This is a genomic window from Roseomonas sp. BN140053, assembly GCF_047690175.1.
GTDB lineage: Bacteria > Pseudomonadota > Alphaproteobacteria > Acetobacterales > Acetobacteraceae > Roseomonas.
This window is the reverse complement of the sequence record NZ_JBLLEB010000041.1, coordinates 1-20,654: the sequence shown is the minus strand read 5'-3', so window position 1 is coordinate 20,654 and position 20,654 is coordinate 1. Positions and strand designations below refer to the sequence as shown.

Genomic DNA, 20,654 nt, shown 5'->3' with positions numbered 1-20,654 from the left:
CTGTCAGTGTCCGCTTCCTGAGATGCACCGGCCATGGTCGCGTAAGCAGCCAGCTTCTGCACTCCACCCATCTTTACAGTTCCGCGGCCATTTCCCGCCTTCAGAAAGCGGCTATTCTGGAGGTTTTCAAGGGACGGCCGCAGTGACTCGGGGTGGGCTTGGCGGTGGGCGGGCAGCATGACTGGGAAGCAGCGGGATGGCTCGTGACAGCTCCGGCCACGGCATCACGCCTCCCCCGGCCAAAGCCTCTCAAGGGCGCGTCGGAAGGAAGACCCGAATGGCCGCGATCGTGGCGGCGGGTTGCTCCTCCATCAGCCAGTGACCGGCACCGGGTATCACTACCTCCGTCACGTCGTTGGCGGCGTTCCGCATCACGGCGGCCTGGGCCGCGCCGAAGGACTTCTCCCCGCCGATGGCCAGGACCCGCATGGCCAGCCTCTCGCTGATCGCGCCCCGGTTCCGCTCCGCATCCTCCCGGATGGACCGGAACTGGGCGAAGGCTGCGCGCATTGCGCCGGGCCGGGCATAAAGCGCCGCGTAGTGCTGCCTGGTCCCCTCGTCCACGCGAGAGGGGTTGCCCGCGAACTCGTTCCAGAAGCGGTCGAGGTAGATGCGTTCTCGACCCGCGACCAGCCGCTCCATGTCGGGCCCGCCGAAGTCGAAGTGCCAGAGCAGCGGGTTCCGCACGATGTCGTCCCAGGGCGGAACGCCCGGGACCGGCGCGTCCATCACCACGAGCCGCTCCGTCTCGGCCCGGTAACGGGCCGCATAGGCGAAGGCCACCATAGTCCCGATGTCGTGGCCGACCACCGTGGCCGGCCCGATCCCGAACTGCGCCAGCACCGCGCGGACGTCGCCGGCCTGGGTCCACTTGTCGTAGCCGTCCTCTGGCCGGGACGACAGGCCCATGCCCCGCAGGTCGGGCACCACGACCCGATGATCCCGCACCAGGTCGGCCGCGAGCGGCGCCCACATGTCGCCCGTGTCACCGAAGCCATGCAGCAGGACGACGGCCGGCCCGGACCCACCGACGCGGACATGGAGCGTGACCCCTTCCGCCCGGACTTCCCGGGTTTGGAACTCGGACGGGAAGGGTTGGGGCTGTGCCATGGCCGGCCATGCCAGAGCCGATGCCACGAGGATGCCGCACAAGAGCCTGCGCATGGTTCCGATCTCCCGCAGCGGAGCGGGCCGCTGCATCCCTGGCCCGATCACGCCGGGCTGGGGCAAGTCTGGAGCTGTCAGGTCGTTCCGGTTAGTCTGTAGTTCAGAGATCAGGCGTCCGGGAATCCCGAACATGATGCGGCTGGAGGGGATCTCCGCTTTCGTTGTCATCGTCGAGGCCGGCTCCATCAGCGAGGCCGCACGGCGCCTGCGCCTCTCCAAGTCGGTGGTCAGCGAAAGGCTCGCGGAACTCGAGCGAAGCCTCGGCGCCCCTCTGCTCCAGCGCAGCACGCGAAAGCTGGCTCTGACGGAGGACGGCGCCACCTTCCTCGAACGGGCATCCCGCATCGTGCAGGACGTGGAGGAAGCGGCAGCCACCATCTCAGAACGGCGCAGGGAGCTGCAGGGGCCGTTGCGCATCGCGGCACCGGTGACCTTCGGCCGCCTGCATCTCGGGCCCGCCCTCTACCCCTTCCTGGCCCGTCACCCCGCCCTGGAGCTGACGCTCGACCTCGACGACCGCCGCGTCGATGCCTCGACAGACGGCTACGACGCCGTGGTGCGGCACGGGCCGATCGCCGACAGCCGCCTGACGGTTTGGCGGCTCGCGCCCAGCCGCCGTGTTCTCGTCGCCTCGCCAGCCTACCTGGAGCGCCACGGGATCCCGCAATCCGTCTCGGCGCTGAAGGATCACCGGGGCATCTTCTACACCAACCGCAGTCACGCGGACTGGCGCTTCGTCGGCCCGGGCGGGACGAGCATTCTACGCGGGTGGGCAGCCCTGTGCGTCAACAACGGCGACATGATGCGAGACGCCGCCATTGCCGGTCTCGGCATCGCGCTGCTTCCGACCTTCATCATCCATGACGCGGTGAAGGCTGGCGATCTGCGTGTGCTCGAGATCGATGCAGAAGCCGAGGGCGAGTTCATCTACGTTGCCCATCCCGAGGGGCGCCGCTCATCCGCGAAGCTGCGCGCCCTGGTGGCGGAACTGAAAGCTGCCTTCGGCGATCCGCCCTACTGGGACCGATAGCAGGGCCATGACCAATCGGGACGGAGGGCGGCCTTTGCCTGAAAATCGCGAGGGGAGGATGATCGTGACACGACCGCTTCCTGCAAAGGAACCTGAAGGCGACCTTTCTGTCCATCAGACGCCTTGATGTGAACCTCCTCGGCCTTCTTCCACCCCGGCTCAACTTCGAGCCTGCTAAGGTGCGAATAGCCCCCTGGAATCATGGAGCTCTTTCCTTTCGTATCCTTCGCAAGGAAGGACTGGCGGTGCTCGCTCACTCGGGCAGCTAATCGGTGATGTCCGGGTGTTGTCGGCACGGCTCTGGTTCGCCGACTCAGGTCGCGGGCGCCTTGTTCCGGCGGAGTTGCAGCAGCACCAGCAGCAACGCCAGTGCTGAGACCGCAGCACCGGCCAGGCTGACGGAAGGGTAGCCGAGACCGCCAGAGATCACCGCTCCGCCGAGTGCAGCGCCGAGAGCATTGCCGAGGTTGAAAGCTCCGATGTTCATCGAAGAAGCCAAGTTCGGAGCGTCGGCCGCGGCAGCCATGACCCGCACCTGCAAGGGCGGCACCAGGGCGAAGCTCGCGATGCCCCACAGGAACACCAACACGGCGGTGGGCACGGCGTCGCGCATCAGCAGCGATAGGGCGACCAGCACGGCGGCGAGAGAGAACAGCGTCACGATCAGGGTTGCGTCCACAGAGCGGTCTGCGAAGCGGCCGCCCAGCCAGTTCCCCAGCGTGAGGCCAGCCCCGTAGAGAACCAGCATGGCGGTGACAAAGCCGGTCGAGGCTGCTGTTTCTTCGCGCAGGATGGGCGCGACGTAGGTGAACACCGTGAACATCGCGCCCGAGCCCAAGGCGGTCAGCGCCAGGGCCGCCAGCACCGGCGGGCGCGCCAGCACCCGCAGCTCCGCCAGCGCGTCGATGCCGGCCACGGCGGGTAGGGGCGGCAGCGTCAGGCGGAGTGCGGTCAGCGTCACGAGGCCCAGCGCCGCCGTGCCCCAGAAGGCGGCGCGCCAGCCTAGTACCTCGCCCGCCCAGGTCGCGAGCGGCACGCCCAGGAGGTTGGCGACCGTGAGCCCGGTGAACATGGCTGCCACCGCGCCAGCTCGGCGGTCGGGTGGCACCAGCGAGGCGGCCACCACGGCACCCACGCCGAAGAATGCGCCGTGGTTGAGCGAAGTCACGAGCCTCGCAGCCAGCAGCAGGCCGTAGCTGCCCGATACCGCCGCGAGGAGGTTGCCCAGCGTGAAGACGGCCGCCAGCACGATCAACAGCGTCCGACGCGGCATGCGGCCCGTGGTCAGGGTCATCAGCGGCGCGCCGAGTACGACACCCGCGGCGTAGGCGCTGATCAGCAACCCGGCCGTGGGGATGGAGACGCCCAGGTCATCGGCGATCACGGGCAGCAGGCCCATGGGCGCGAACTCGGTCACGCCGATGCCGAAGGCACCGGTCGATAGGGCGAGAAGCGGGGGATTGAGGCGCATCGGGGAATTCGTGCTCAGACCATCGGCGGGTTCAGCAAGGCGAAGCCCGGCTGTTGCCGGTAGGGCGTGTGGGGATAGGGCGGCAGCACGTCGCTGGCCGTGTCCAGCGCGGCCACTTGTGCCGGCGTCAGCGTCCAGCCGGCCGCGCCGAGGTTCTCCCGCAACTGTGCCTCGTCACGCGCGCCGATGATGACCGAGGACACGGTGGGGCGGCCCAGCAGCCAGTTCAGGGCGACCTGCGGCACCGTGTGGCCGGCCTCCCCCGCTACAGCGACGAGGGCGTCCACGACGCGGTAGAGGTGCTCGTCCTCGACCGGCGGGGCGAAGGCTGCCGTCTGGTGCAGGCGGCTGCCGGGCGGGATGGGTGCGTCGCGTCGGATGAGGCCGGTGAGGCGGCCCCAGCCCAGCGGGCTCCAGACCAGGGCACCGACGCCCTGATCCGCCGCTAGAGGCATCGGATCGGCCTCGTAGGCGCGCCCGATCAGCGAGTAGTAGACCTGGTGCGCCACGAAGCGCGGCCAGCCGTAGCGATCGGCCGCGGCCAGCGCTTTCATCAGCTGCCAGCCCGGGTAGTTGGATACCCCGACATGGCGGAGCTTGCCCGCACGCACGAGGCCATCGAGGGTCGCGAGCAGTTCCTCCGCCGGCGTCGAGGCGTCGAGCGCGTGGAGCTGCAGCAGGTCGATGTGGTCGGTGCCCAGCCGGGTCAGCGCGGCTTCCACCGCCCGGATCAGGCGCGCCCGAGACGCCCCCCAGTCGTTCGGCCCTTCGCCGGTGGGCAGGCCGGTCTTGGTGGAGATGAGGACCCGGTCACGGCGGCCGCGGATCGCCTCGCCCAGGATCTGCTCGGAGGCACCGTCGGAATACACGTCGGCGGTGTCGAACAGGTTCACACCGGCGTCGAGGCAGACGTCGATCAGGCGCCGGGCCTCGGCGGCGTCGCTCTGCCCCCAGGCGCTGAACAGCGGGCCGGAGCCGCCGAAAGTTCCGGCGCCGAAGCCGAGAACCGACACCCGCAGGCCCGACGAGCCGAGTTGGCGGTATTCCACGTGCTGTCCTTTAGGTAAGTTTCGGGCGCAAAGATGCGCATAAATCCTCCCCTGATCATCCCGCAGCCGCGCCAAGGATCTTTGTCTTGAGCGCAAAGCCGCAGCCCGGACTGGACCGTGCCCGCGCCCTGGAGGTCTTCGTCGCGGTGGCCGCCACGGGCAGCTTCTCGGCGGCGGGTCGTACGCTCGGCCTGACGCCGTCTGCGGTCAGCCGCGCCGTGGACCGGATCGAGCAACGGCTGGGCGTGCGGCTGGTGCTGCGGACCACCCGCCACTTGGCACTCACCGCCGAGGGGCAGGCCTATCTCGCCACGGCGCGGCGCGTGCTGGCCGATCTCGACGACGCGGAAGGTGCGATAGCCGACCAGGGGGCGCCGCAGGGCCGGCTGCGGGTAAGCGCTTCGCTCTCGCACGGGCGGCTGTGCGTCGTGCCGCTGCTGGGCGAGTTCGCGCGGCGCGGGAGGCCGGAGGTGCCGGAAGCGCTGCACGGGCACGACTGCCTGACCTTCAACTTCCGCCGGACCGATCCGATCTGGCCGTTCCGCGAGGACGGGCGGGACTATGCCCTGGCCATCCGCGGCAGCATGGAAGCCAACAACGGCGAAACGCTCGGCCAGTTGGCACTGGCCGGGGCCGGCATCGCCCGGGTGGGCGCCTTCAGCGTGGCGGACGACATCGCGGCAGGACGGCTGGTGCCGCTGCTGGAGCGCTACAACCCCGGCGACGAGGAGACGATCCACGCGGTGTTCGTGGGCGGCCCCAACGTGCCAGCCCGCGTCCGAACCTTTGTGGAGTTCCTGGCTGAGCAACTGCGATGAGCGAGGCCGAGCTTTCGCCAGTGCAGAAGCGGTGAAATCATTCCGTTCGCTGGAGGACCTGCTCGCCGCGGCCAAGCCGATCCTGCGCACGGCGGCCCGCAGCTCTGAGCCGGGAACTGGGTGGGAAGGTCGCCAAGAGGAAGTTGGTGGTCACCCCGTCATCAGGTGGTGACCTACTTGCGTGATCTGGGGACTTTGGTGAGGCCTACCGGGAGGCGACCAGCCGGGGTGGGACTGGCGGCTTCGAGGGCTTGAGCAGGACGCCCTCGTCCTTCACCTCGATGTCTGCAGTTGGGTAGACGGCGGTCGCCATCTCCAGGATACCTGGAAACTTCGATTTGAAGTGGTAAAGCTGCTTGAAGCCCTGGCCGTGTTGGGCTTTGAGGGCGGCCCACGTCACGAGCCGCGCCTTCTCCAGGCTGTGCAGGCGGTAGGCAAGCCAGACGTAGCAATCCAGGGCCGCGCTATTGTTTGACAAAGCCTTTATCGCCCCCTCCTCCAGCGGGATGGGATGCTTCCGAAGCTGTTCGAAGAAGGTCTGGCTGAGTCGGGCCGTCTCCAGGTTGAGACGTCCCTGGCGGTCTTCGCCTTCGTCCATGAACAGGGCGCGGTCGACGATGGCGCTGTTCACCAACCCCGCGCGCCCCTGGCCGACGAGGTGGAACGTGAGGCGGCAACGGCTTAGCAGCTCAGCCTGCTCGCGCACCCCACGGCCTGACTTTCCGCCCCAGGGCACGCCGATCCGGGCCATCCAGTCCCTCCAGGAACGGCCAAGCTCGACCTCGGGGCTGCCCGATTTCAACGCTTCTGTCTGTAGATACAGAAGGATTAGACGGGCATAGGATCCAAATGGGACGCTTACGTGCTCCAGCGGCCCCAGGCCGTCCTTGCCGGAAGGGCGACGCCCAGGCTCCACCACCAAGCGCATGCGGTCCGAGGCAACTTCCCAAACCTCGCCAGGGGCGACACGACGGTGAGGCAGGGCACACTGTGCCCAGCCGGAATAGGCAAATGCGAGCGCGTTGTCTTCTTCGGAGAGGTAACGGGCGGCGGTTTCGATGACGTCGCGGGGTGCCGCGTCCATCTCGATCGCGGCTTGCCTCCCGTGCTCCTGCAGCACTTTGTGAACCTGTCCCATCGCCAGCCCCCAATGTATGCAAACTGGCACTGGATGGGTGTCTTCGGGAACTGGGGACTCTGGCGAGCAGCTACTAGAAGAGCTTTTTGAGAGTCTACTATTAGCTTGCTCACCAAAGCCCCCGGGACAACTTCGGAAAACCCAATGATTCCCGTGGGGACCTCTCACCATAGTCCCCACCTGTCTCGCCAGAGTCCCCGGGTGTCTGTGGATGGCCGGACATCGGCATCCCGGGACCGGGTGATCCCGACTCGGCCCCCTCCAAGGGTGGGGACTTTGGTGAGCCCGAGTCGAGATCGGCCCCCCTGGTGGGTGGTCAGCTCGGCAGATATGGATTCTGATGATCAGCTTGTCCGTTCTCACCCACCCATGCGAGACTCTTGGTCTGTTCCGGGGCTAAACATGGCGGATGCAAGCCAGATAGAATGGACGGATGCGACGTGGAACCCGGTGACGGGTTCCACGAAGGTCAGCCCCGGCTGTGATAACTGCTATGCCGCCCGCCTCTCCGAGCGTTTCTGCGGCACTCCCGGACACCCCTTCTAGTAAGGTTTCGACCTTACCCTCTGGCCGAAGCGGCTCCAGCAGCCGCTGCTCTGGACACGCCCGCGCAAGATCTTCGTCAGCTCCATGAGCGACCTCTTCCACAAGGATGTGCCATCCGCCCACGTCGGCCAGGTTTTTGACACGATGGAATTGGCCCACTGGCACCAGTTCCAGATGCTGACCAAGCGCAGCAGCCTGATGCGCGACTTCCTCAAGGCCCGCTACGCGCGCAGGCCCCCTACCCCGCACATCTGGCTCGGCGTGTCCGTCGAGGATCGCGCGCGCCTCTCGCGCATTCGGCACCTGCAGCAGACGCTAGCCTCCATCTGCTTCCTCTCGGTCGAGCCTCTCCTCGGCCCGATTGGCCCCATGGACCTGTCCGGCATCGATTGGGTTATCGTAGGCGGAGAGAGCGGGCCGCGCGCGCGACCGATGCAGATCGAGTGGGTGCGCGGGGTGCGCGACCAGTGCGTCGCCGCCGATGTACCCTTCTTCTTCAAGCAGTGGGGTGGCTTCCGGCCAAAGCAAGGCGGACGCGAGCTCGATGGGCGCGAATGGATCGAATACCCCCGACAGCTGCCGCCTGTGATGCTTGCGCGGAATGAGCAACTGGATCCACCAGACCCTGGACAGCTTCGATCAATAGCCTCCTACCTGCCTTAAAGCATCAAGGCAGAGATGCCCTCCTGATCACCCGTCGCTAGCTGGGTGCTCAGCCCGATCATCCCGCCTTCCGTGAACTACGCTTTTCTGCTTTCAAGCATCTTGTTCGGAATGCCTCATCTGTCCTTTTGCAGGCCGCCACTACTCAACCAGAGACGGGTACGACAGCTGCTCTCAGACCCTGTCCGTCCGAGAAGCATCTTGAACAAGATGCTTTAAGGCAATATGAGATGGCTGCTTTCGTGCTTCCCTGCCTTAGTGCTACAAGGCGGCTTTGCTTTGCCGGAGTAAGGCGCCATGGCAACCATCTCAATCGCCAGCGACAAGGGGGGGGTGTCTAAGACGACGTGCGCCATTCTGTTCGCCTCCGAGCTGGCGCTGGACGGCTACCGCGTGACCCTGATCGACGCCGACCTTAACCAGCAGGCGGTGGCGTTCGGTCGTAAGACTGATATCGCAGGCCTGAAAGTCGTCGGCGAGGTGAGGGAGGACAACATCCTCGCCCTACTCCGGAAAGCGGAGGGCGAAAGCGAGGTGGTGCTGGTCGACCTGCCCGGCGGGTCTTCAACCCTGGCACTGAAGGCGCTGCACCGGTCGCACTTTGTGCTCGTTCCTAGCCAAGCGTCGCTACCCGACGTGCGCGCCGCCATGAAAACGGTGGCGCAAATCGACGACGCCCAGGAGCTGGCGCGATCCCCAATCGCGCGGGCAATCGTCTGGACGCGCGTGCTCTCCGGCTTTGAAAGCCGTTCCGCCCGGCACGTCCGACAGAGTGTGGAAGGGGAGGGGCAGGTGCCTATCCTAAGAACGGCCGTCATGGAGCGTGCGGCGTTTCGCGAGATCCACATCACGGGCCACGTGCCGCGTCAGGTCGACCCGAACGGCTCGGCAGCAGCCAACGTCGCCGCCTTCACGGCCGAGCTGCTGCAGCGCATCTCTACGCTCGCGGAGGCCGCATGAGCACGAAACTGCCCTCGATCACCGACGAGGTGCGCACGCCGCCCCGCAAGCTTGCGCTCAACTTGAAGCCCAGGGAAGAGCTGCCCGATGACGCGGTCGAGGCGCATTCTCGGGAAATCGGCGAGCGCTGGGGATCATCCACCCAGATCGCTCCCGCGGAACCGTCGTTGCCACCCAAGGTCCTGGCGCCCCTGGTCAGCGTCCGGTTCGACTGCCCAGATTACCTCGACCGGGAGCTGTCGGTGCAAGCGGCGGGACAAGGGGTGACCAAGACCTACCTGATCCTCAGTGCCTTGCGGCAGGCTGGTCTACGCCTGGAGGATGCCGACCTTGTCAAAGACCGACGCCGCTGGAAGAAGTAGGAGGAAAGGCGAAGAAGCGACAAAGCATCTTGTCCAAGATGCCTTGTCGCTTTAGAGCAACGAAGCAGCCCAAGGTGCTTGCGGCGGGGCCGGTGCGATCAGGGGAGGGACGGTGGCCTGCGCCGGTACAACCACTCCAGGAGGCGGGCATCCGAGCCGGCCGATGTTCCGCGGGCGCAAAGGTAGAGGGATGCGGTTTGCACCCCGGAGGCGATCGTCGCGAGGGAAGCCATGATGGCAAGGCCGGCAACGGCGTTTTGCCACCAGTTCAGCTTGAGCTTGTAGTTCATCTCCTTGCCGCTCCAGTAGAGCTTGTTCTCGCCGTCGATGCCGAGCCGATGGAACTCCGCCACGTCGATCGGCCGGACGCCCTTCGGCCAATCGGCACAAGCATCGTGCGTCACGACGGCGGGCTCGCTTGTTTTTCGAGCGCCTCGACCTGCTTTCTAAGTGTCTGGACAGGCCGCGGTGAATGGGGCCCACGTCAGAAATGTGAAGAATACATGTAAGGTCCGAGGGCGAAGCCCTGGCGAGGATGCCTTCCCGGACAGCCTCGGCCGAGCTGGCGGCCCGGAGCAAGACGGAATACTGCGCATGGGCCGCCATCTCGCCGACGACCCTCGGCGCTTAACGCTCCAGCTGGCAGGCCTTCAACGACTTCTGCGCGCTGAAGGGTTGGGCTTGGCTACCGGCCGCACCGGAACTGGTGACGGGCAATTTGGTCATCATGGCCCTGACGCACAGCCGTGCCTCACTGCAGAAACGCCTCTCGCCATCGTCCACCAAGTCTGAGGTTGGTCTGCCATGTCCGCCTCAGCTTCCCGCGAAAATAGGCCCAACGAACGTTTCTGAGCAGCCATTCAGGCACGATAACCAGCCGTTATCGGGCGTGCACTGAGACCTGGGGGTCGTGACGCCGGCCTACCTCGCCGCCGCCGGGATGATCCTGCAGGCCGACAACGCCGTGACCTGGGCGAAGCGCCCGTGATCGCCGCCCAGCACGCCCCGCACGTCCTGCGCCTGGTGATGGCCCGTCCCGCCGCCTTCGACCGGGTGACTGCCGTGCTGTGCCGCATCTGCCAGCCCGCGCTGATCCCCGAGCCCTGCGACGCCCTGTCGGCCGAGGCGGCGCCGAGGATTGCCGCGCAGGACGCGGCCCGCCTCGAAAGAGAAGCGGAGGGCGGCACGAGCGATCGGGCGAGCGCACGACGTATCGCAACGGCTACCGCGACCGGACGCTCGACACCCGGCTGGGCAGCCTGCAGCTGCGCATCCCCAAGCTGCGGCAGGGCAGCTACTTCCCGCCGTTCCTGGAGCCCCGAAAGACGTCGGAGAAGGCGCTGGTAGCGGTAATCCAGGAAGCCTGGGTCAGCCGCGTGTCGACCCGGCGGGTGGACGACCTGGTGCAGGCGATGGGACTGGCAGGGATCAGCAAGAGCACGGTGTCCAAGCTGTGCCGCGACATCGATGAGCGCGTGGGTGCCTTTCTGGACCGGCCGTTGACCGGCGAATGGCCGTACCTCTGGCTGGACGTCAAGCAGCGCGAGGGCGGCCGCATCGTCTCGGTGGCCGCCATAATGGCCGTGGCGGCGAACACGGACGGCAAGCGCGAAATCGTGGGGCTGCATATCGGCCCCTCCGAGGCCGAGACCTTCTGGGCCACCTTCCTCAAGAGCCTGGTGCGCCGCGGCCTGCATGGCGTGAAGCTGGTGATCTCGGACGCGCACGAGGGGCTCAAGGCGGCGATCCGCCGGGTGGTGGGGCGTCATGGCAGCGCTGCCGGGTGCACTGGATGCGCAATGCGTTGTCCTATGTCCCCAAGGCCCACCAGAGCATGGCGTCGGCCGCACTCCGCCAAGCCTTTATCCAGCCTGATCGGGTCAGCGCCAGCCAGACGCTACGGCATGTGGCCGACCAGCTCCGCCCCCGCTGGCCCCGGCTTGGCGCGTTTCTCGACGAGAGCGAGGCCGACGTGCTCACCCATCTGGACTTTCCCACCCAGCACCGGGCCAAGATCCACAGCACCAACCCGCTGGAGCGCCTCAACAAGGAGCTCAAACGCCGGGCCGACGTGGTCGGCATCTTTCCTAACGAAGGCTCGATCGTTCGGCTGATCGGTGCCGTGCTCCTGGAGGTCACCGATGAGTGGCAGCTCCAGCACCGCTACATGCAGACCGAGGCCATGGCCGAACTTACACCGGCCCTGGCCGACGCTGTGCAAACCCAGATTGCCACCACAGCCGCCTGACCCGTGGCCACCTCAATCTACACCGCATTTTCCACCACGTTGACGGACACGACCCGACAAAAGGTGATACGCTCTCCCACGGCCCGTCTCCTGTGCTGAGGCAAGGCGTCGGCCCACCCGGCGCAACCCTCGTCATTCCTGCACAGTTCGAGGCGGGCCACCCCCGCCTCAGAGCCTGTTTGAGCGAGATCAGAGCGGATTGATGAGGGCCTCGGTGGCCGCGAGTACGGCGGCGCAGGCGAGACGCGCGGCTGCGACGTCGAGGCGACCGGCACGGTCACGCAGCAGGCCACCCCAGTGGGCGAGCCAGCCGAAGCTGCGCTCGACCACCCATCGCCGGGGCAGTACGGCGAAACCCCGCTGACCTGGGGGCCGCACGACGACCTCCTGGCGCATGCCGTGCAGGTTTGACCACTCGCGGCAGCGCTCGGCGGTGAAGGCGCCGTCGAGGATCGCAACCCGCAGGCTCGGCCAGGCCACCTTGCCATCGTCGAGTGCAGGCAAGGTGTCGCGCTCCTGAACCGAGGCCGGGACGACGGCGATGGCCAGCCAGTTGCCGTCGGCATCCACCATGGCCACCCGCTTGCGCCCCAACGTCCGCTTGGCAGCGTCGAAGCCCCGTGGCCCGCGCACCGGGATGCACTTCACCGTTTGCGTGTCGATGATCGCCAGCCTTGGCTCGGCCCTGCGGCCCGCCGCGCGACGGCGCAGCCGAGCCAGGTCGCGCATCATGCGCCCGAACAGGCCTAGGGCCTGCCAGCGCCGAAACCAGCCGTACACCGTCCGCCATGGCGGCATGTCCGGCGGCAGTGCCCGCCATCCACCGCCCACCCGCAGGTGCCACGCGATCGCCCGCACCACGGCAAGGGTCGGCGTGGCACCGTCGCTGCTGGGTGGATCAGCCCGCTCCAGCCAGTCCGCCACCTCGCGCACCGCGCAACTCGAAACCATGTGCTTCAGGCGCGCCGCGTGGCGTGCCCGATGCCGCTCCGTCCACATCTCTCCCACCCCTCCGCCCCGCCAGGCGGTTCGCGGTGTTCACCTCAGGAGTAGATGGGGACAGACGGCAGAGGGCCGCTCAAACAGGCTCTCAGACGGACATCTGGTCTAGGTCGGGTTCTCCGCCGCCCCATTCAGCGCGATCAGTGCCACAGGCTATCTGCAAGATTGAACTCGTGGGGGCCTGGGCTGAACAGGGACGCGGAGCTGCCAGCATAGCTATGGCCGTCCAGCGAGATGGAGTCGACGTAGAGGTTGCGATCGGTGCTGGCCGAGCCGCCATAGGCGTCGTTGAGGAAGTTCACCGTGACCTTGTGGTTGCCGGAGTTGAAGCCGACGTCGAAGGCGAAATCCTGCGTCCGGCCAGCGGCATGGGAGGCTGTTGCGGTCTGCACGCCCCCGAGCTGCTTGCCATCGACGCTGACGGTGAACTGCGCATGCCCTTGGTAGGCGTCCTCCGATAGCCGCACCATCAGCTTGCCGCCACCGGATGAGCCCAGATCCTTGTCCTTCAGGGTGAACTCGTGCGGCCCCGGGCTCAGCAGGGAGGCGGAGCTACCTGCGTAGGCGCGACTGTCCAGCGAAATGGAGTCGACGTAGAGGTTGCGATCGGTGCTGGACGAGCCGCCATATGCATCGTTGAGGAAGTTCACCGCAACCTTGTGGTTGCCGGAGCTGAAGCCGACGTCGAAGGCGAAGTCCTGCGTTCGGCCATCGGCGTGCGACGCCGTCGCGGTCTGCACGCCACCGAGCTGCTTGCCATCGACGCTGACGGTGAACTGCGCGTGGCCCTGGTAGGCGTTCTCGGACAGTCGCACCACCAGCTTGCCGCTGGTGCCCGACGGTGCGTTGCCGCTGTCGCCCGAAGAGAGGAGGTCCTTGTCTTTCAAGGTAAACTGGTGCGCACCGGCGCTGTACAAAGATACGGAACTGTCGGCGTAAGTACGCCCGTCCAGCGAGATGGCGTCGACGTAAAGGTTACGGTCGGTACCCGGCAAACCGCCGTTGGCATCGTTGAGGAAGTTCACCGATACCCTGTGGTTGCCGGAGTTGAAGCCGACGCCGAAGGCGAAGTCCTGCGTCTGGCCAGCGGCATGCGACGCGGTCACGGTCTGCACGCCGCCGAGCGTCTGACCGTCAACGGCCACGGTGAACTGCGCATGCCCCTGGTAGGCGTCCTCCGACAGCCGCACCACCAACGTGCCACTGCTGCCTGACGGTGCATTGCCGTTGGAACTGGCCGGAAAAGCGGCCTTATAAGCCGCGCCGGTTGCTGGCTCGCTGCCATCGGACAGCTTGCCAGGATAGTCAGCGTCGCTGTTCCAGTACGTCTGGTAGACGACGTCGTGATCCTTGAACCAGCCGGCTGCCTTCTGCACGTAGGCAGCTGAGTCGTTCCCCTGCACTCCCCATTCCGAGTAGGCCGTGGGCTTTCCATGGGCGTCTGCGAAGTTCTCCAGCCACCGCAGCCCCTGGGGACGATCAACCATGACATCGAAGGCCTTGGAAGCGTCGTAGGAGCTCCACTGCGGGTGCTGGTAGAAGTCCATCCCGATGACGTCCACGTAGGCATCCCCCGGGTAAGCGGCTTCGGGGTTCATCCCGTGATCGGTGTTGGTGACGTTCCACTCGAAAACGAAGCGGTCCGAAACGGAGCGAAACGTATCGACGAAATGGCGGAAGGTGTCGACAAAGGCCTGTTCATGCCCCTGTGCTGACCAGGGGAACCAGTCACCGTTGAACTCCCAGCCCGTGCGGATGTAGATATGCTCGTCCTCCGGGCGGAAGTTCGCGAGCGAGTTCGCCGCCGAGCGGAAGTAGCCGTCGTAGGCGCCCCAAGCCCCTGCCTCGAGACTGGCGCCATTGACGGTCAGTGGCACGGACCAGAGGACCGGGCGGTCGATCTGGGTCCAGAGCTGGGTCGCGGCCCAGTTCGCCGATCCGACGAAGTCACCCCAGTTCGCATTCCCGACATACCCCAACACGGCATCGACAGGATGACCGAGCCACTGTTCGAAGTTGTTCACTGCGCCGGGGTCATTACCAACGTACACGCCGAGCTGCGTCATGTGCCTACCCTGTGAGGTCGCGGCACACTTACACGTGAGTTGGCTCTGGACGCTCTAAGCCGCGCCTTGGAATGTGCAGCGCAGCAAGAATCGCTCGCACACGCTACTTCAACCTACCTTGATCTAGGAAGATTTGCAGCACTCACTGCAGCGCAGGAGGAGCGCGCAACAGTGTGGCAACACAGATGCCACGATTTCTGCACAAGTCGCATACAGGATTGCGGGCAAGTGCTTAGGCTCACCTCTGGTTACAACTGCCTCCACAAAGCTGCTCTCCCCTGCAAGTTGCAGAGTTGCCTAGCCTGGTTGTGCCGGAAAGGCCACATATCTCAGAAATTGTAATTCTTCGACGAATGCCGCTCGTACGCCCTTTTGCTGTCATGCTCTACTATCGAAGAGTTCCATCCTAACTTGGCTTTGTTCCGACTGGTCAGCAGAAGGTGGGCGCTGCCTGTAGTTGGGCAGCACCCGCAGTGCCAGTCAGTCCAGTGCTGCGTCGGCATGGTCTCGTTCCTTGTGTTTGCTTCAAAATTCTAAGTTGGGAACGATATTCAATGGCTGCGCTGCTGAACCTCCAGGGCTACCGTCTCACCTTCGATGACGAGTTCAACACCTTCAGATCATCACCGGACGGCAGCAGCGGGACTTGGAAGACGCAGTTCTACTACGGCGGTCGGTACAACAGCTCCAACGGCGAGCAGCAGTACTATTCGGACAGCTCCGTCGGCGTGAACCCGTTCAGCGTCCATAACGGCGTCCTCGACATCACCGCAGCCCCCGGCTTCAACCCGGCAGGCCAGCCCATCAACTCCGGCCTGATCACCACCGAGAATAGCTTCTCCCAGCACGAGGGCTACTTCGAGATCCGCGCTCAGTTGCCGTCAGGCCAGGGCTTGTGGCCGGCCTTCTGGATGATGTCCGCCGACAAGACTTGGCCGCCGGAACTGGACGTCATGGAGTTCCTCGGTGGCCGAGGCCCCGGCGGTGATGGCGGTGACACCCAGTACTTCTGGCACAGCAACGCCAATGGCGGCGACGGTGGCTGGCTGGACACCGGCGTCAGTCTCACGGCGGGCTACCACACCTACGGCATGCTCTGGGACGACTACAACATCACCGTCTACTTCGACGGCAAGGAGATTGGGCAGGCCCCCACGCCTGCCGTCTACGCCGACAAGTCGATGTACATGCTGGCCAACCTCGCCGCGGGCGGCCGGTGGCCCGGTGCGGTGGACCCGAACGCCCTGCCAGCACACTTCCAGATCGACTACATTCGCGCCTACTCCGTCGACCCCACGGCCAAGGCCGTGGCGCTGCAGCCGATCTCCTCGCCCGATGGCGCCAACACCACCCCCGTGCTGGCCGTCACCAACACGGTCGGCAGCGGCTCCGACACGCTGCTGCTGCGACTGTCCGAGGACGCCTACCAAGGGCACGCGCAGTTCACCGTCAGCGTCGATGGCAAGCAGGTCGGTGGCACACTGACCGCCAACGCCTCGCACGCGGCTGGCCAGACCGAAACAGTGGCTGTGCGGGGCGACTGGGCCGGCGGCCAGCATACCGTCCAGGTCCGCTTCCTCAACGACCTGTACCAGGGCACTGCCGATACGGACCGCAACCTCTACCTCGAGAGCGCCATCTACAACGGCGCTGCCGTACCCGGCACTGCCCTGGGCAACATCATCCCACTGGGCCAGTTCGCCGTCCTCGATACCGGAGCCGCACCGACCGCCCCTGCGCCTGTCCGTACCACCACGGTGGGCAGCGGTGCAGACACGCTGCTGCTGCGGCTGTCGGAGGACGCTTTTCAGGGACACGCGCAGTTCACCGTCAAGGTGGACGGCATCCAGGTCGGCGGTACGCTGACCGCTGCCGCCTCGCACGCGGCCGGTCAGTTCGAGACACTGGAAGTCCGTGCCAACTGGGCCGCCGGCCAGCATGCCGTCGAGCTGCGCTTCCTCAACGACCTGTGGCAGGGCACCGCCGACACCGATCGCAACCTCTACGTCGAGAGTGCCACCTACAACGGCGCTGCCGTGCCCGGCAGCGCCCTGGGCAGCATCAACCCCCTCGGCCAGTTCGCCATCCTCGATGCCGGAACCGTGCCGGCCGTCCCGGCACCCGTGCGCATAACAACGATCGGCAGTGGTTCGGACACCCTGCTGCTGCGGCTGTCCGAGGACGCGTTCCAGGGCCACGCGCAGTTCACCGTCAAGGTGGACGGCGTCCAGGTCGGCGGCACGCTGACCGCTGCCGCCTCGCACGCCGCCGGTCAGTTCGAGGCACTGGAGGTTCATGGTAGCTGGGCGGCTGGCCAGCATGCCGTGGAGGTCCGCTTCCTCAACGACTTGTACCAGGGCACCGCCGATACTGACCGCAACCTCTACCTCGAGGGCGCAACATACAACGGCACCGTCGTACCCGGCACCGCCCTGGGCAACATCATCCCGCTGGGCCAGTTCGCCGTCACGGACATGAGTGCCAGCACCAGCAGCGAGGCTGACCGCTTCGGCATCGCCTTTGCCTGATAGCACAGCATATTGAGGGCATCTGCTGGAGTGACCCTCGAGGGCCGAACAGGGTTAGGCTGATACTGCAACAGTGCCGCGGGCGTGTTGCTGCTCAAGGTCGGCAGGGCTGCTGCAGCCGCAGGGCAGGGTGTAGCGGCCGCTGGCTGCGGATGCCGTCCAGCAACTACGGCAGGTTTGCCGCGGTGTCCTCAAAGGTCATCAACTCCGTCGGAACCACAGCCTCCACTCTGAGCGCCTGCATGGCCCAGAACACCCATCGGGCCACAGACGCCCGGCTCCCGACCGGGAAGGAGGATCAAGAGTGAGGCAGGAAGTTCTCGGACGAAGGTTGCAGCTTCTGGAACTCAGACAGCCACTCTTCCCGCACGAAAAATCACGATTACGAGAGTACGTCTATAACGAGAAACAACAATCGCCTTACAACTTTTAGTTGTATTCCACCCTGAAGTGGAGGAGTGCGATGGCAAGCTCAATCGACCTCTCTGGGTACAAGCTGACGTTCGACGACGAGTTCAACGCCTTCAGCTGGAACAGCAACGCCAACACCAGCATGCAATCCCAGACGGCCAACGGCACCTGGTCGACGCATTACTGGTGGGGATCCGGGGAACGGACGCTCTCCGGCAACGGAGAGATGCAGTTCTACTCGGATGCCTCCGTTGGAACGAACCCGTTCTCGACGGGTGACGGGGCGCTGCATATCACGGCAGCCATCTCCTCGGACCCATCCGCTACCGGTGGGCTGCCCTTTACCTCCGGGATGATCACCACCGAAGGCACCTTCGCGCAAACCTACGGCTACTACGAAATGCGCGCCAAGCTCCCGGAGGGCCAGGGCGTCTGGCCGGCCTTCTGGTTCATGGCGCAGGACCATACCTGGCCGCCCGAGATCGACGTGCTCGAAACCTTCGGCGACAAACCCAATCAACTGCACTGGGCATCTCACACAGGTCCCGACAACACGACCACGGGGGACTGGACCAATGTGCTCGCCGATCTCACCGACAGCTACCACACCTACGGCCTGCGCTGGACCGCGGACACACTGACCTACTACTTCGATGGGGAAGAGGTCGCGCAGATCGCCACCCCCGCCGACATGCACAAGCCGATGTACATGATCGTCAACCTCGCCGTGGGCAGCGGCTGGGGTGGGGCACCCACCACGACCAACTTCACCTCGGCGACCATGGATGTTGATTACGTCCGGGCCTACTCGGCCGAGGCCTCGGCTCAGGCCGTGTCGATGCAGCCCGTTTCGACCCCTGACGTGGTGCAGCCGACCGTTGCGGCGGCCACACACGCAGTGGCGGCTGTCAGGGGTGCTGGGCCAGATCTTTATTTGTCCTCAGATGCAACCGTAGGTAGTGATGAGAACGAGCAGTTCGTCATCGAGTACGGCGATCTTCGGACCCGAACTGGCGAGGCCGGCGACGACACCTACCTCGTCGGTGACTCGCACGCCTCCATCACTGAGGCGGCGGGTGGTGGCGTGGACAATGCCAGGACCTGGATGGACTACGTGCTGCCGGACAATGTCGAGAACCTTGAGGCGGCGACCGACAACAGCCTGCACCTGACCGGAAACAGCGCGAGCAACTACATCACCGGTGCCGCCGGCGATGACTGGCTGAACGGCAAGGCGGGAGACGATGTCCTGACCGGCAACGCTGGCAGCGACGTGTTCATCATCAAGGCGGGCGAGGGCTACGACACCATCACCGACTTCGCCGCGGACTCCGGGAACGGTCATGATCGCGTGCTCCTCAACGGCTACGGTTTCGCAACAACATCGGCCGTTCTGGGCGCTCTCAAGCAGGTCGGGTCATCGGTCGTGCTCACTTCCGACAACGGCGAAACACTGACCTTCCTCCATGCCCAGAAGGCGAAGTTCAGCGCCGAGCACTTCGCGCTCACCAACATCTCCTCGGGCAGCCCCGCGAGCACCGCCGAAACTCCGGAGGGCAAGCCCTCCCCCCATGCCACACCCAACCACACAGTAGGGAGTGGTCCGGACAAGCTGCTTCTGAGGCTGTCAGAGGACGACTACCGGGGACACGCACAATTCACGGTCAGCGTCGACGGTCAGCAGGTCGGTGGCACACTGACCGCCTCCGCCTCGCACGCCGCCGGCCAGTTCGAGGTGCTGGAAGTGCATGGCGACTGGGCAGCCGGCGAGCATGCCGTCGAGGTCCGGTTCCTCAACGACCTCTGGCAAGGCACTGCCGAGACCGACCGCAACCTCTATGTCGAGGGCGCCATCTACAACGAGACTGCCGTCGCCCGCACTATCACGGGCAGCATCAACCCTTCCGCAAGCTTCAGCTTCACCGAAGCCGCCTCGCCTGTCACGCCCGCCACTACCACCACAGTGGGTAGTGGCCCGGACAAGCTGCTGCTCAGGCTGTCAGAGGATGTCTACCAGGGGCACGCCCAGTACACCGTCAGCGTTGACGGCCAGCAGGTCGGCGGTACGCTGACCGCCTCCGCTTCTCACGCCGCTGGGCAGTTCGAAGTGTTGGAAGTTTATGGTGACTGGGCGGCCAGTGAGCATGATGTCGAGGTCCAGTTCCTCAACGACCTGTGGCAGGGCACCGCCGCTACCGACCGCAACCTCTATGTCGAGAGCGCGGTCTATAACGACGCTGGCGTCTTCGGCTCCGCCCTGGGCAGCATCAACCCTCTCGGCCATTTCACCATCACGGATGCGAATGACGCCACCAGCAGCGATGCCGGACAGTTCGGCATCGCCTTTGCCTGATCAGGTTCCATGCTGCCAGGGCTGACTTACCCCGGGAGTGCTTGTGGCCCGATTGCTGCCGCTGCTGCAGTCGGGATGCAAGCCCTCCACGGCGTGTACCAGACAGCTCAGCGACCGTGATCTTCGCCTCGGGCAAAGACACGGCGCCCATCGAGGAGTGCTCGACTCGCATGTCGCCGTCACCATCGTCGGCAGCGCGCCGGGACAAAAGGGTTTCGCTGTGCAGCCCCGGCGTTGGGTGGTCGAGAGGTCCTTCGCCTGGTTCGGCCGATGCCGGCGCCTGGCCCGCGACCATGAAGCCGCTGTCAGCTCTGCCGCTGCCTTCTTCACCCCTGCCGCCATGATGATCCTCGTCAGGCGTCTCGCTCAGCCGTTATGAAGCGGGCCCTGAGATTCCGGCGCGGTGCCGACCGGAACTAGGTTCCGGTCGGTCCTGCCATGCGGTACTGCTCCAGCAGTCTAGAGCAGTTTCCGGTCATTCCGGCTCATAGCCGCACGCGGTGAAGTAGTTGGCGCACTCGGCGGGCGTGAACTGCGGGAGCGCATCGGCGATGGCGGCCCAGAGGTCCGGGATAGTGCGGGCTGCGGCCTTGCGCAGCAGTGCCTTGAGCTTGCTGAAGGCGTTCTCGATCGGGTTGAAGTCGGGCGAGTAGGGCGGCAGCAGGCGCAAGCGAGCGCCCTTGGCCGTGATGGCGGCCCGCACGCCTGCGACCTTGTGGGCGGGCAGGTTGTCCATGATCACCGTGTCGCCGCGCCGCAGCGTGGGAGCGAGCATCTGCTCGGTGTAGGCCAGAAAGGCCGGGCCGTTCATCGGGCCGTCCAGCACCATGGGTGCCGTCATG

The 20,654-nt window shown here is 65.7% G+C and carries 14 protein-coding genes and 3 pseudogenes; 9 read left to right on the top strand and 8 right to left on the bottom strand.

The window, feature by feature from the left end; genetic code table 11:
- Window positions 1-249: 249 nt before the first annotated feature.
- Window positions 250-1,164, bottom strand: a complete 915-nt coding sequence (locus ACLIBK_RS22260) for an alpha/beta fold hydrolase (RefSeq protein WP_415389504.1) — start codon at window positions 1,162-1,164, stop codon at window positions 250-252.
- Window positions 1,165-1,297: 133 nt separating this feature from the next.
- On the opposite strand from ACLIBK_RS22260, the gene ACLIBK_RS22255 reads away from it, so the two are divergent.
- Window positions 1,298-2,197: a LysR family transcriptional regulator gene (locus ACLIBK_RS22255; protein WP_415389503.1), complete on the top strand. Its 900-nt coding sequence runs from the start codon at window positions 1,298-1,300 to the stop codon at window positions 2,195-2,197.
- Window positions 2,198-2,510: 313 nt separating this feature from the next.
- Here the strand turns inward: ACLIBK_RS22255 and ACLIBK_RS22250 are convergent, their stop codons facing one another.
- Together ACLIBK_RS22250 and ACLIBK_RS22245 are read right to left on the bottom strand one after the other, a co-directional pair.
- Window positions 2,511-3,668 (bottom strand): MFS transporter, encoded by a 1,158-nt coding sequence (locus tag ACLIBK_RS22250; protein WP_415389502.1) that lies wholly within the window; start codon window positions 3,666-3,668, stop codon window positions 2,511-2,513.
- Between the two features lie 14 nt (window positions 3,669-3,682).
- Window positions 3,683-4,717, bottom strand: a complete 1,035-nt coding sequence (locus ACLIBK_RS22245; protein ID WP_415389501.1) for an aldo/keto reductase — start codon at window positions 4,715-4,717, stop codon at window positions 3,683-3,685.
- Window positions 4,718-4,803: 86 nt separating this feature from the next.
- On the opposite strand from ACLIBK_RS22245, the gene ACLIBK_RS22240 reads away from it, so the two are divergent.
- Entirely contained in the window at window positions 4,804-5,535 is a 732-nt protein-coding gene (locus tag ACLIBK_RS22240; protein WP_415389500.1) for a LysR family transcriptional regulator, read from the top strand.
- A gap of 205 nt (window positions 5,536-5,740) precedes the next feature.
- Here ACLIBK_RS22240 and ACLIBK_RS22235 read toward each other — a convergent pair whose 3' ends face one another.
- Window positions 5,741-6,655, bottom strand: coding sequence for a replication protein RepA (locus ACLIBK_RS22235; RefSeq protein WP_415389499.1), 915 nt, complete (start codon window positions 6,653-6,655; stop codon window positions 5,741-5,743).
- A 162-nt stretch (window positions 6,656-6,817) separates the two neighbouring features.
- On the opposite strand from ACLIBK_RS22235, the pseudogene ACLIBK_RS22230 reads away from it, so the two are divergent.
- The 3 genes and pseudogenes from ACLIBK_RS22230 to ACLIBK_RS22220 all read left to right on the top strand — a co-directional run bounded on the left by ACLIBK_RS22230 (window position 6,818) and on the right by ACLIBK_RS22220 (window position 9,204).
- Window positions 6,818-7,882 (top strand): annotated as a pseudogene (locus ACLIBK_RS22230) (DUF5131 family protein).
- A 297-nt stretch (window positions 7,883-8,179) separates the two neighbouring features.
- The gene (locus ACLIBK_RS22225; RefSeq protein ID WP_415389498.1) at window positions 8,180-8,842 is read left to right on the top strand and encodes an AAA family ATPase; all 663 of its coding nucleotides are present in this window, start codon (window positions 8,180-8,182) and stop codon (window positions 8,840-8,842) included.
- Window positions 8,839-9,204, top strand: a complete 366-nt coding sequence (locus ACLIBK_RS22220; RefSeq protein ID WP_415389497.1) for a hypothetical protein — start codon at window positions 8,839-8,841, stop codon at window positions 9,202-9,204. Before ACLIBK_RS22225 ends, ACLIBK_RS22220 begins: the two co-directional genes overlap by 4 nt.
- A 98-nt stretch (window positions 9,205-9,302) precedes the next feature.
- On the opposite strand, the gene ACLIBK_RS22215 is transcribed toward ACLIBK_RS22220, so the two are convergent.
- Window positions 9,303-9,608 (bottom strand): hypothetical protein, encoded by a 306-nt coding sequence (locus ACLIBK_RS22215; protein WP_415389496.1) that lies wholly within the window; start codon window positions 9,606-9,608, stop codon window positions 9,303-9,305.
- A 774-nt stretch (window positions 9,609-10,382) separates the two neighbouring features.
- Between ACLIBK_RS22215 and ACLIBK_RS22210 the strand changes: the two are divergent.
- Window positions 10,383-11,452: pseudogene (locus tag ACLIBK_RS22210) on the top strand (IS256 family transposase); the annotation flags it as partial.
- A 189-nt stretch (window positions 11,453-11,641) separates the two neighbouring features.
- On the opposite strand, the gene ACLIBK_RS22205 reads toward ACLIBK_RS22210, so the two are convergent.
- A complete protein-coding gene (locus ACLIBK_RS22205) occupies window positions 11,642-12,451 on the bottom strand; it encodes an IS5 family transposase (RefSeq protein WP_415389495.1) in 810 nt (269 codons plus the stop codon).
- 143 nt (window positions 12,452-12,594) lie between these two features.
- Window positions 12,595-14,520 carry a carbohydrate-binding domain-containing protein gene (locus ACLIBK_RS22200; protein ID WP_415389494.1) on the bottom strand — a complete coding sequence of 642 codons (1,926 nt, stop codon included), beginning with the start codon at window positions 14,518-14,520 and terminating at the stop codon, window positions 12,595-12,597.
- A 554-nt stretch (window positions 14,521-15,074) separates the two neighbouring features.
- Here ACLIBK_RS22200 and ACLIBK_RS22195 point away from each other — a divergent pair.
- The 3 genes and pseudogenes from ACLIBK_RS22195 to ACLIBK_RS22185 all read left to right on the top strand — a co-directional run.
- A complete protein-coding gene (locus ACLIBK_RS22195) occupies window positions 15,075-17,048 on the top strand; it encodes a carbohydrate-binding domain-containing protein (RefSeq protein ID WP_415389493.1) in 1,974 nt (657 codons plus the stop codon).
- 463 nt (window positions 17,049-17,511) lie between these two features.
- Window positions 17,512-19,812, top strand: a complete 2,301-nt coding sequence (locus ACLIBK_RS22190; protein WP_415389492.1) for a carbohydrate-binding domain-containing protein — start codon at window positions 17,512-17,514, stop codon at window positions 19,810-19,812.
- 199 nt (window positions 19,813-20,011) lie between these two features.
- A pseudogene (locus ACLIBK_RS22185) lies at window positions 20,012-20,191 on the top strand (transposase); the annotation flags it as partial.
- 96 nt (window positions 20,192-20,287) lie between these two features.
- On the opposite strand, the gene ACLIBK_RS22180 reads toward ACLIBK_RS22185, so the two are convergent.
- Window positions 20,288-20,654, bottom strand: a 367-nt coding sequence (locus ACLIBK_RS22180) for a transposase (RefSeq protein ID WP_415389491.1), incomplete at its 5' end; no start/stop codon positions are given.

Excerpts from the sequence above, each read along its gene's own strand:
- ACLIBK_RS22260 (WP_415389504.1), bottom strand. The coding sequence starts at position 1,164 with ATGCGCAGGCTCTTGTGCGGCATCCTCGTGGCATCGGCTCTGGCATGG.
- ACLIBK_RS22255 (WP_415389503.1), top strand. The coding sequence starts at position 1,298 with ATGATGCGGCTGGAGGGGATCTCCGCTTTCGTTGTCATCGTCGAGGCC.
- ACLIBK_RS22250 (WP_415389502.1), bottom strand. The coding sequence starts at position 3,668 with ATGCGCCTCAATCCCCCGCTTCTCGCCCTATCGACCGGTGCCTTCGGC.
- ACLIBK_RS22225 (WP_415389498.1), top strand. The coding sequence starts at position 8,180 with ATGGCAACCATCTCAATCGCCAGCGACAAGGGGGGGGTGTCTAAGACG.
- ACLIBK_RS22220 (WP_415389497.1), top strand. The coding sequence starts at position 8,839 with ATGAGCACGAAACTGCCCTCGATCACCGACGAGGTGCGCACGCCGCCC.
- ACLIBK_RS22205 (WP_415389495.1), bottom strand. The coding sequence starts at position 12,451 with ATGTGGACGGAGCGGCATCGGGCACGCCACGCGGCGCGCCTGAAGCAC.
- ACLIBK_RS22200 (WP_415389494.1), bottom strand. The coding sequence starts at position 14,520 with ATGACGCAGCTCGGCGTGTACGTTGGTAATGACCCCGGCGCAGTGAAC.
- ACLIBK_RS22195 (WP_415389493.1), top strand. The coding sequence starts at position 15,075 with ATGGCTGCGCTGCTGAACCTCCAGGGCTACCGTCTCACCTTCGATGAC.
- ACLIBK_RS22190 (WP_415389492.1), top strand. The coding sequence starts at position 17,512 with ATGGCAAGCTCAATCGACCTCTCTGGGTACAAGCTGACGTTCGACGAC.